General features: G+C 35.9%; 10 protein-coding genes and 1 pseudogene. All 11 read right to left on the reverse strand.

The window, feature by feature from the left end:
* Positions 1-546, reverse strand: a 546-nt coding sequence (locus M0Q51_16535; protein ID MCK9401583.1) for a PAS domain-containing protein, incomplete at its 3' end; no start/stop codon positions are given.
* A 24-nt stretch (positions 547-570) separates the two neighbouring features.
* Positions 571-1,128: pseudogene (locus M0Q51_16540) on the reverse strand (AraC family transcriptional regulator).
* A gap of 329 nt (positions 1,129-1,457) precedes the next feature.
* Positions 1,458-3,113 (reverse strand): DUF2339 domain-containing protein, encoded by a 1,656-nt coding sequence (locus M0Q51_16545; protein MCK9401584.1) that lies wholly within the window; start codon positions 3,111-3,113, stop codon positions 1,458-1,460.
* A gap of 85 nt (positions 3,114-3,198) precedes the next feature.
* Positions 3,199-4,392, reverse strand: coding sequence for a polysulfide reductase NrfD (nrfD, locus tag M0Q51_16550; protein ID MCK9401585.1), 1,194 nt, complete (start codon positions 4,390-4,392; stop codon positions 3,199-3,201).
* Position 4,393: 1 nt separating this feature from the next.
* Positions 4,394-5,158, reverse strand: a complete 765-nt coding sequence (locus tag M0Q51_16555; protein MCK9401586.1) for a 4Fe-4S dicluster domain-containing protein — start codon at positions 5,156-5,158, stop codon at positions 4,394-4,396.
* Positions 5,155-5,592 carry a hypothetical protein gene (locus tag M0Q51_16560; protein ID MCK9401587.1) on the reverse strand — a complete coding sequence of 146 codons (438 nt, stop codon included), beginning with the start codon at positions 5,590-5,592 and terminating at the stop codon, positions 5,155-5,157. The genes M0Q51_16555 and M0Q51_16560 overlap by 4 nt, the downstream gene beginning before the upstream one ends.
* Positions 5,593-5,651: 59 nt before the next feature.
* Positions 5,652-6,905, reverse strand: a complete 1,254-nt coding sequence (gene nrfD / locus M0Q51_16565; protein MCK9401588.1) for a polysulfide reductase NrfD — start codon at positions 6,903-6,905, stop codon at positions 5,652-5,654.
* 42 nt (positions 6,906-6,947) lie between these two features.
* Positions 6,948-7,847 (reverse strand): 4Fe-4S dicluster domain-containing protein, encoded by a 900-nt coding sequence (locus M0Q51_16570; protein ID MCK9401589.1) that lies wholly within the window; start codon positions 7,845-7,847, stop codon positions 6,948-6,950.
* Positions 7,848-7,878: 31 nt separating this feature from the next.
* Positions 7,879-8,118 (reverse strand): hypothetical protein, encoded by a 240-nt coding sequence (locus M0Q51_16575; protein ID MCK9401590.1) that lies wholly within the window; start codon positions 8,116-8,118, stop codon positions 7,879-7,881.
* Positions 8,119-8,145: 27 nt separating this feature from the next.
* Complete coding sequence (locus tag M0Q51_16580) at positions 8,146-8,742, reverse strand: hypothetical protein (GenBank protein MCK9401591.1); 597 nt, start codon at positions 8,740-8,742, stop codon at positions 8,146-8,148.
* A gap of 455 nt (positions 8,743-9,197) precedes the next feature.
* Positions 9,198-9,365 (reverse strand): hypothetical protein, encoded by a 168-nt coding sequence (locus tag M0Q51_16585; protein MCK9401592.1) that lies wholly within the window; start codon positions 9,363-9,365, stop codon positions 9,198-9,200.
* Positions 9,366-9,554 lie beyond the last annotated feature (189 nt).

Consider the following 9,554-nt stretch of genomic DNA (forward strand, 5'->3'; position numbering starts at 1 on the left):
CTCTTCTGCCCGTTTTTCTTTCTCATCGTTTTGAAAAGCAAGCTCTTTGTTGGCAATGCTTAACTCTTCTGCCCGTTTTTCTTTCTCATCGTTTTGAAAAGCAAGCTCTTTGTTGGCAATTCGTAACTCTATTGCCCATTTTTGCTCGGCAATGTCTCTTGCCACTACAACTGCACCAAGCACATTTCCTCTGTCATCTTTATAAACCGAGCCGTTAAATAATACATCGGTCAGCTTGCCGTCCTTGTGGCGAAGCGTAAGTGGAGAATCGGCAACAGATCCTTTCGCGAACACTTCCTGATAAACTTCACGAGCCTTTTGTGGTTCGGTGAAATAATCGAAGAAGTCGGTGCCTGTTAGTTTTTCGCGCATCATACCCGTAATGTTCACCAATGCCTCATTCATATCCGTGATCTTACCTTCGGTGCTTATAGTAACCAATGGGTCAAGGCTGGCTTCTATCAGGCTTCTGGCGTATTGAGATTCTCGCGTTCTTGTTGTTTCCAATTTATTTATTTTATGACTCCTTTGGAAAAGTTGATTCATTTTATTTATACCATCTGAATTGCCGATTTCTTCAATCGGGCGTCGTCTTTTGTTCTTTAATTTTTTGAAATGAGAAGGCGTAAGTCCTGTAATTTTTTTAAACTGATTGGATAAATACGCGACACCGCTGTAGTGCATGTTCCAGGCAATTTCTGTAAGGCTAAGTTCATCATAAATGATCAGCTCTTTTACCCGTTCTATTTTATGAGAAATGATGAATTTCTCAATAGTAGTTCCTTGTACTTCTGAGAATAAGTTTGCCAGGTAAGTATAATCGTAATTCAATTTTTCACTCAGGTAATCGGAAAAATTTGTTTTGGGCAATTCATCTTCATAATGAATCATTTCAATAATTACATTTTTTATTTTTTCAACGAGCAGAGCTTTCTTGTCGTCCATCAGTTCTAGTCCTGATTTGAGCAAAGCAATTCTTATTTGCTCACGCTGATCCGTTGTGATATTTTCCATAATATCTACTACGCCCAAATCGACAAGAATGAAGTGAAGTCCGAGTTTCTTTAACTCTTCTTTCACTAGCATTTTGCAGCGCATGCTAACCATGTATTTTATATATAGCTTCAAATAGTTTATTGTTTTTTATAAGATTGTGATAAAACGACTCCGCCAATCCCCATTACGGCAATGCCAATCAGTGGCGACCAATTGAGGTGGCGCTGCTTGCGCCGGAATGGTGGCGCTGAATCACCGGAATAATCACCCTTAAAGTTAACTGCCCATTTTTTAACATTTACCATATTTCAGAGTGCCTTATACAAAGATATAGAATTTTTGCATCGATATCAAGTTCTTTCTTTTGAAGACATCCCACACGGCAAGGGCATCGCTTCCAAACGGTTTTAACGTTTTTATCGTTGCGAATTTGATCTTTTTAAGGGAAGGGTAGAGATCGTCTACTCTTCAAATCCCGGCTTATTATTTCGTCTTTTTGTATAGTACAAGGAAAGGACGATGGAAAGCACGGCAAGGAATAGGAAAGCAACGACCCGGAATATGATCTCCACACGGGCCAGATCGACAATAAACAGGTAAAGAGCTGTCGCAACCATCGTGGCCAGGGCAAGGTAGCGGTATTTAATATTATGAAGGGCAAAGCTCAATACGAAGTATAAAATTGCCGCGGAGGTCCAGGATAAAGTTACATAGGGTCCCGGAACTAAGCGATATAGTGCATACAGGACCATAAAAAATCCTGTTATTAAATTGGTGTTCCTTAGCAGTTCAGTTTTGATCTGAAGCATTTGTTTTTTCCAGTTGAGTGTTCTTGCTGTAATCAAAGCAACTAATGCAAAAGAAATATTCACACTGTTGACAGAGGTTGAAGATACCAGGTAGGCAAACAGGAGGATAAGAAAAAGGCCCGTATTCATGACCACAATTACCCTGCTCCGGAACCAGAGAGCCATTGATACTACCAGCAAGCTTTGGAGTGACAACAGGAAATAGGCCCTGGGAAAGCCATAGATCCCGTATGCTGTGACACTCAAGGCAACAAAGCCGTAAAGAGCGTATAAAGATGCTATAACCTTCCAATCGGACCTGGATTTAAGAATAACCGAATATACCATGCAAAAGAGTGCAATTGAAGCAAACAGCATGATGTAATCAGTCTTGAAAAATGCCAAGACGAATAAAGTGACAAGAAAGGAGAAACCAAGTCCATTCAGCATGATTGGAATGAAAGCCGCATTTCCGGAAAAAGTTTCTTTTTGCCTTATCAGCGCAACCAATGAATAGATAGCTGCTACAATAAAAAGATAAATGAATCCAAAATCATGAATTTTAAGGGCTTCGATTCGGTGTCCCATGAAAGGGTTATGGATAAGCCAAAGCAGGTTTGTAAAATATACTAAAATGATGGAGAAGACCAGCAAGCGCCACCAGGAATAACGGACCATGAAATAAACTGCAGTAGCTGAAATAATTACAGTTAGCGGAAGCATGACGTGAGTAGAATCACTGACTATGGCTGTTACAATTCCCATAATAAAAGCAAGTCCGCCTAATCTTTGGGAATTCCGACGGATTGCCATTATTCCCTGGAAAAGCGTTACAATCAGCAATAAGGTCAATCCGACGTATTCATCAGAAGCCAAAGGTTCTTTAGTGAAATAGTGTAATTTCAGGGTGATGAAATACAGCAGGATATATCCATTAAGGCTGAAGATGGAAGCCATGTTGCGATGAGAGTTCCGGAGATACCATGACACAGCAAACAGCCCTGCAACAGAACCGTAACCAAAAACAGGCGCCAATATCTTGAGCCCAGTGTTCTGAAAATATTGTACAAGAAATATGATCCCGAAAAGCAGGACAAGGTTGCCGAGCCAGGCCAGGCCGAACTCCCCGAACTTCGATTCAAATGCCGCCGCTCCGCTGAATCCGGTTTCAGGCTGCTCAATATGGACATCTTCAGAATCAGAATGAACTCCATCGGATTGCGTTGTAACGAGCCCATTCTCAAGTTGAGAAACACGTATCTCAAGGTCCCGGATACGGTCTGCTAAGTTTCCTCCGTTAATTGTTACGGTATTTTCATTATCAGACATGATTAACCTCCAATTTTATACGGTTCATATTCTAATTTGAATAATCCGTTATCCCCTCTTTGAAAGATAAAGAGAGGAGATTTTTTTAGATGTCCGCTGCATGCTTTTTCCACGGAGGAAGCAGCCAGAGGAGAAAAGCTAAAATAAAGAAAGGTACAATGAACCACAACAAGGATAATGAAACATCTGAACCTCCAATTAAATTAACCTTATAGCTGGTGAATCCATAAAAACTTTTTGAGAAAAGCTGACCGCCAATAACTACGTTCCATCTCATATAAAAGATACCAACCAACACACAGATGCTTATTATTAAATATAAAATCTTTCTGATTTTTTCTCTTGGCTTTTTAAATTGCAGAAAACCCAAAGTAGTTATTGGAATTAATGTTCCAGTCCCAATCTGCATAATAAAGAAGGTAAAGAATAATTTACTGCGAACCAGTAGTTTTAAAATATCAAAAGATTCATCTGCTTCGTAAATTCTATGGATTTGGTCTAAACTTTCCAGGGTAAAATCTAAAATTAAAATATAAAATAAATATTTTGCAATGGTGTCCAATGCATTCATATCTATTTTCATTTTACGTAAATAGGAAACCGCCATATAAATAAACATAACCAATGCAATTCCCGATACCATAGCGGAGAAAAGAAATATTACAGGCATCATAACGGTTGACCACCAAGGATTTGCTTTAATAGAACCAAATATAAACCCCACGTATCCATGCAATAAAAATGCTGAGGGGATACCAATTACGGTAATAAAATAGCCTAATTTTTCATCTGTTTTTCTTGATTCCTTGGAAGTGTCACTGACCCATAAAGAAAGTGCTTTATAAAAAAACTTCATAAAACCTTTCTTTTGTTGAGACCATATAACCATATCATATCTGTAATCAAACCATATTTCTAGTAATAATACTACCATTAGATACCATAAATATACAAAACCGAAAATGGCCATGGCAGAAGTTAAATGAGGTGTAATTAACATTTCGTAGAATCGAAGTGGTTGACCAAGATGGCTAATTAAGGGCATGGTAGCTACTAACATAAAAGATAAAGCAGTCAGTAAAGAAATTTCATAAGTGGGCCTTAATGCTTTAATTGCAAAAACTCTGTTTAAGGATGCAAGGATAAATGCTCCGGCAACAAGTCCGGTAATATAGGGATACATTACAATCAGCAAATCCCAGTTTAAGGCAATTTCATTAGGATAAATAAAGCCGTCTAAATTAGCTAATGCTTCATATAGAGATTCGTATTTATTCATTTTAGTGAACCTCCTGACTTAATGCGTTATAAAACAATTTAGATCCTGTATTTAATTGTGGTTTTAAAACGGCACAATTATTTTCTTTGATAAAAACAGACAATGCACTTTCTTTATCATTTAAATCTCCATATAATCTGGCCCCAGTAGGACAAGCCATCATACATGCCGGATCCAAACCTTTTTCCAAACGATGGTAACATAAAGTACATTTATCAACAACTCCTTTTTCAGGATTAATATAACGACAACCATAAGGACAAGCCTGAACACAATATCCACAACCAATACAATAATTCTGATCAACCAAGGCAAGTCCTTCGGGAGATTCAAAAGAGGCGCCTACCGGGCAAACCTGAGTGCAGGGTGATTTTGCACAATGGTTACACATTTTTGGTACAAAAAAAGTTTTATAAATTTCCTCATCAGGTACTGGTTGCTTAAAGCCATCAATACCACCATTGGGCGATGAAACTATTATCTGCCCATCATTCGTGATGGTATATTGTTCTATCCAATTACGAAAGAAAAAGGGTTCTTTTGGTACATCGTTTTCAATTTTACAGGCTCTGGCACAACTACCACAGCCTATACATTTTTCAATATCAATTCCTACTCCGTACCATTTTCCTTTGCCTACAGGTTTTTTTGTTGCAAAAACTAATTTTAATGGATTCAGCAAGGAAACCAATACCAGGCCTCCTGCAAACATACCAGAGCTCTTAATGAAATCGCGTCTTGAGAAATCATCCTTTTCTATACTCATGGTTGATGAGGATTATGACAAGTTATACATTCTTCACCTTCATTGTGCTCAACAGCATCAATTTGTTTAATTATATTTTTCGGACTGGCCGCATTTTTTGTATGACATCTCAGACAAAATTGCCTTCCTTGATATAACTCCATCTTATTATTTTCAGGATCATCAGCATGCTTATATCCGGGGCCATGACAAATTTCACATTGGATAGATTTATGATTGCCTTGAGTTTTTATCTCAGCGATAGAATCATGGCACATGGCACATGTTTCCATTTCAACATATTTGGCCTCTTTTTCGGCAATTTCTAAAAGAGCATTTCCACGATAGGGTCCGTATTCTCTCCATGATTCGGGAGTCAGAAAATATTTAAGAACCAGCATTAGCCCTATAAATACGGCAAAAACTAGCAATAATCGTCTTACTTGAACTGGCATAATAAATTAAAAGTTTAGTGGTAAAATCGTTTCCAATTTTTAATATAAATAAAACGCCTTTATAATTGGACGGCTTTTTTATTCACTTTAAGGGATCCCTTCCTTTCTAAACTATCAGAACTAAATCCCTCAAATAGAATAGCAATAGCAATTTTTGAAATAAAAGTGAACAGTAAGGCTCCAGCTGAGAAAATCATAACAGCTGTACGTATTTCGGTTTCAGAAGGAACATAAAAGTAATACTGCCCTAATGTATCGGGAGTAAAACCGGGGATAATTAAAGTTATTCCTTTTTCCAGATAAACACTAAAGTAAATTAATACTGCTCCTATATTTAATGTAATAAGGTTTTTTCGTGTTTTTGGGATTAAAAAAAGTATAAATGCACTGAAGCCCATGATAATAGAAGCCCAACTGTAAACTGCAATCTCCCTGTTTTTCTCAACTCCTAATAATAAGTATTTCCAATAAACAATATGTTCAGTATTAGAGTAAAATTCTTTGAATAATTCTGCAATTGTAAAGAATAAATAGATAAACATGGCATAAACCATTAGTTCTGCAATTGTAAAAATAGCTTCATCTTTAATTTCAAATTTTGTGGTTTTTCTAAGAACCTGAAAAACTAAAATAAGTATTGCCGGTCCGGAACAGAAAGCAGTGGTTAAGAATCTGGGGGCAAGTAAAGCACTATTCCAATATGGGCGGGCAGGCAATGCATTGTAAAGGAATGCGGTAACGGTATGAATTGCGATTGCAGCAGGAATACTTAATAATACCAATGGCCAGATGAATGATTTATTGTATTCTTTTTTATAAAAATGTTTATACAATAAATGAGTAACTACTATAATATTTATAAGGAAATAGATGAATAATGCAAAGAAGTCCCACGATAGAATCGAATCTGGAAAATTCATTGTACCGACAAATGGAAGCATATGCCAAAAACGAAGCGGATTTCCAATATCAACTATTATAAAACATAAACACATAATAACAGCACAAATAGCTAATATCTCACCAAAAATTACAATCTCTTTAATTGGCTTCCAATCGTATATATAAGCAGGTATAACCAGCATTACCGCTGCTGCCGCAACCCCAACCAGGAATGTGAAATTGCCAATATAGAAACCCCATGAAACAGAATCTCGCATATTAGTTACAATCAAGCCATCTTTTAATTGACCAAAATACCCGAATGCACCCCAGACAATTAATACGAAAAGAAAAAATAAGCAGGAATAATAAACTCTTCCACCTTTAGTAATAATTTTAAAACATCCGAATATAAATTGCAAAAAATTCATAATTATTTATTTTAAATGTATCAAATGATTAAAAAGATAAAATTATACACCGAAGAAATAATAGAATTTAGGCTGGGTATTAAGCTCTTCTTTAAAAACAATCACTCGTTTATTTTCTAAAATGTATCTTATTTCGCTATCCGGATCTAGTAAGTTACCAAATTTCCTTGATCCTGTAGGGCATATCTCAACACATGCAGGATATTTTCCCTGTCTGACACGTTGAATACAAAACGTGCATTTTTCGACAACACCTTTAGTTCTTGGTCTATTTCCTAAATAATGAGTCTCAGTGTTGATCTCTTCATTAGGTACATTCGGCTCACTCCAATTGAAATGCCTTGCACCATAAGGGCAGGCAGCCATACAATATCTACAACCAATGCACCAGTTATAATCAACTACAACAATTCCATCTTCATCCTGCCACGTAGCTTTTGTTGGACAAACAGTTGTACATTGCGGATTTCTGCATTGCTGACATTGAACAGGCATATAGAAGTGTCCTTCTTCAGGGACTAATTCCGGATTATAATGAATATTTGCATGCGTAAGATCGATACCATTTTTCTTTTCCATCTGTAGCACCTGTATCCAGTGAATTTGCGGATCACGAGATAAATTATTTTCCTCAACGCATGCATATACGCATCTTCTACAACCAATACATCGGGATAAATCGAGGGCATATCCAAATAAAATTCCTTCAGTTGCGGGTTTGTCAGATACTTTAAATTCCTTCCCATATTTTTCAAAATACTTTTTCTCAAGATTCTTTACGATTTCATCTTTTTCTGCTTTTGTTAATGTTTTGAAATTTTGTTGAAAAAATTCCTCTAACTCTTCCGAATTACAGCCTGCTAAACCAGCAGTTCCCATCGCTAAAACAGGTAATTTTTTTAAAAAATCTCGTCGTGAATTATTTTTTTCTTTTTTCTGCATCTTTATAAAATTGGTATCAATATTTATTAAATTATCCCTTTATATTTATTTGTGCAATAGGGGCTGGCGCAGGTTTAAGTTGTGTTGAAACCGGGAACTTATCATTTTTAATAATTTCATCGGCTTCGGACTTAGACAATGTGTTAAATTTCCTTTCAGAATATTTATTAGATTTTTTAAAATTAAAAAACGAAAAAGCACTAATTGAAACTATTGCAATGGGGATCATTTTTAAAAAATCTCTTCTTGGGTTATTATAATTTCTCTGCATAATTAACTTAGATTTTTAAATTGTTATCTAATTAATATCCTCTTGTCGAACAGGAGGAGGTAATGGCTTCATTGGTTTAAATTTAGGTGAATGAGGGTTGTGGCAATGCACACACAAAAGATATTGTTTTTTCCCATTCCACTCTCCTGTACGTTTTCCATGAACCCCCACTTTCCAATCTCTTAATTTATCACCGTGACATTGCCCGCATAATTTGTATGATTCGTCAAAACCTATTAGTTTTCCACTGGCAAGCTTTAAATAATTTCTGTTATTCATATCATGGCAATCAAGGCACCAGCGGTTTTCACTGTCGTGATCAAATATTGAAGAAATGTCATCGTGCAGATCAACTAATTCTCTTCTTAAAGGATTAGGCTCCATATCTGCATGACAGTCATTGCAGGGAAATATACCTTCTGTGAAAGGTGGTGATTCTATGGCGATTTCGTCATCTTTTGCAATCTCCTTACCTTCTGCTTTTTCGATATTTACTTTATGTATTTCATTATTATTATTGACTGATTCTGATTCATTATTATTACTACAACCAAAAAATAGAACAATAAAAAATGCCATTAAAATAACAAGTATTTTAAAATTTGTATGATTTTTATCTTTCATAATAAATTTACCTTTCAAATAAATATTTTCCGAATGATTCAGGGATCAGAAAATGTCGGGCCAACAAAAAAAGCCCGATAAAGACCACAAACAGTGGCAACAATCGTTTAATTTGCGGCGGCATTTATTTTAATATTTAGATATATAAATAAGTACTAAAATTATATTAAAAAAAATGCGGTTTCAACATGCGGTATCAATTTATAGGGATTCTAAATTATTTCAAAGAATTAATTTCCAGGATTAGTTGTCAAATCGTCCATTGTCATGCCTCCGGAACTCCCTTCTCATTTATTTTTCTGAAGACTTTCATAAAACGACCCAACCAATCCCTAAACGGCAATGTTAAGCCTAACAAAAACACCCCGCTCTTTTTTAGAGTGCGAGGTGTTGCCGTTTTTAATTATCTGTAATAAACTTTACTAAATGGGAGATTATAAAGACATCTAGCAATTTTATTCATACAATAGCTTATACAACTCGTTCAAGTCAGGAGATAAAATGATTTCAGTTCTGCGGTTGCCGGCACGTCCTTCAGCTGTTTCATTCGTAGTCACGGGGTGAAATTCGCCTCTGCCTGATGCCGTGATACGATTCGAATCAAAACCATAGTCTTTTGTCAAAATGCGTACAATGGATGTGGCTCTTTATAAAGTGTTACACATTTATTTAATTATATTACATGACTCAAGTTTCGCAGTAAAAACACGTGCTTTATTTAATATGTTAATAACAAGATGATAACTTAGGGTTAAAAATGTGGGTCATGTTATGTAAGTAATTAAATTTAAGTTGCTTACAAAAAATAAAAA

This window comes from Bacteroidales bacterium (genome assembly GCA_023229505.1).
Lineage (GTDB): Bacteria > Bacteroidota > Bacteroidia > Bacteroidales > JAGOPY01 > JAGOPY01.

Coding starts and splice junctions, on each gene's coding strand:
- M0Q51_16575 (MCK9401590.1), bottom strand. CDS start 8,118: ATGCAGAGAAATTATAATAACCCAAGAAGAGATTTTTTAAAAATGATC.
- M0Q51_16580 (MCK9401591.1), bottom strand. CDS start 8,742: ATGAAAGATAAAAATCATACAAATTTTAAAATACTTGTTATTTTAATG.
- nrfD (MCK9401585.1), bottom strand. CDS start 4,392: ATGAATAAATACGAATCTCTATATGAAGCATTAGCTAATTTAGACGGC.
- nrfD (MCK9401588.1), bottom strand. CDS start 6,905: ATGAATTTTTTGCAATTTATATTCGGATGTTTTAAAATTATTACTAAA.
- M0Q51_16555 (MCK9401586.1), bottom strand. CDS start 5,158: ATGAGTATAGAAAAGGATGATTTCTCAAGACGCGATTTCATTAAGAGC.
- M0Q51_16560 (MCK9401587.1), bottom strand. CDS start 5,592: ATGCCAGTTCAAGTAAGACGATTATTGCTAGTTTTTGCCGTATTTATA.
- M0Q51_16545 (MCK9401584.1), bottom strand. CDS start 3,113: ATGTCTGATAATGAAAATACCGTAACAATTAACGGAGGAAACTTAGCA.
- M0Q51_16570 (MCK9401589.1), bottom strand. CDS start 7,847: ATGCAGAAAAAAGAAAAAAATAATTCACGACGAGATTTTTTAAAAAAA.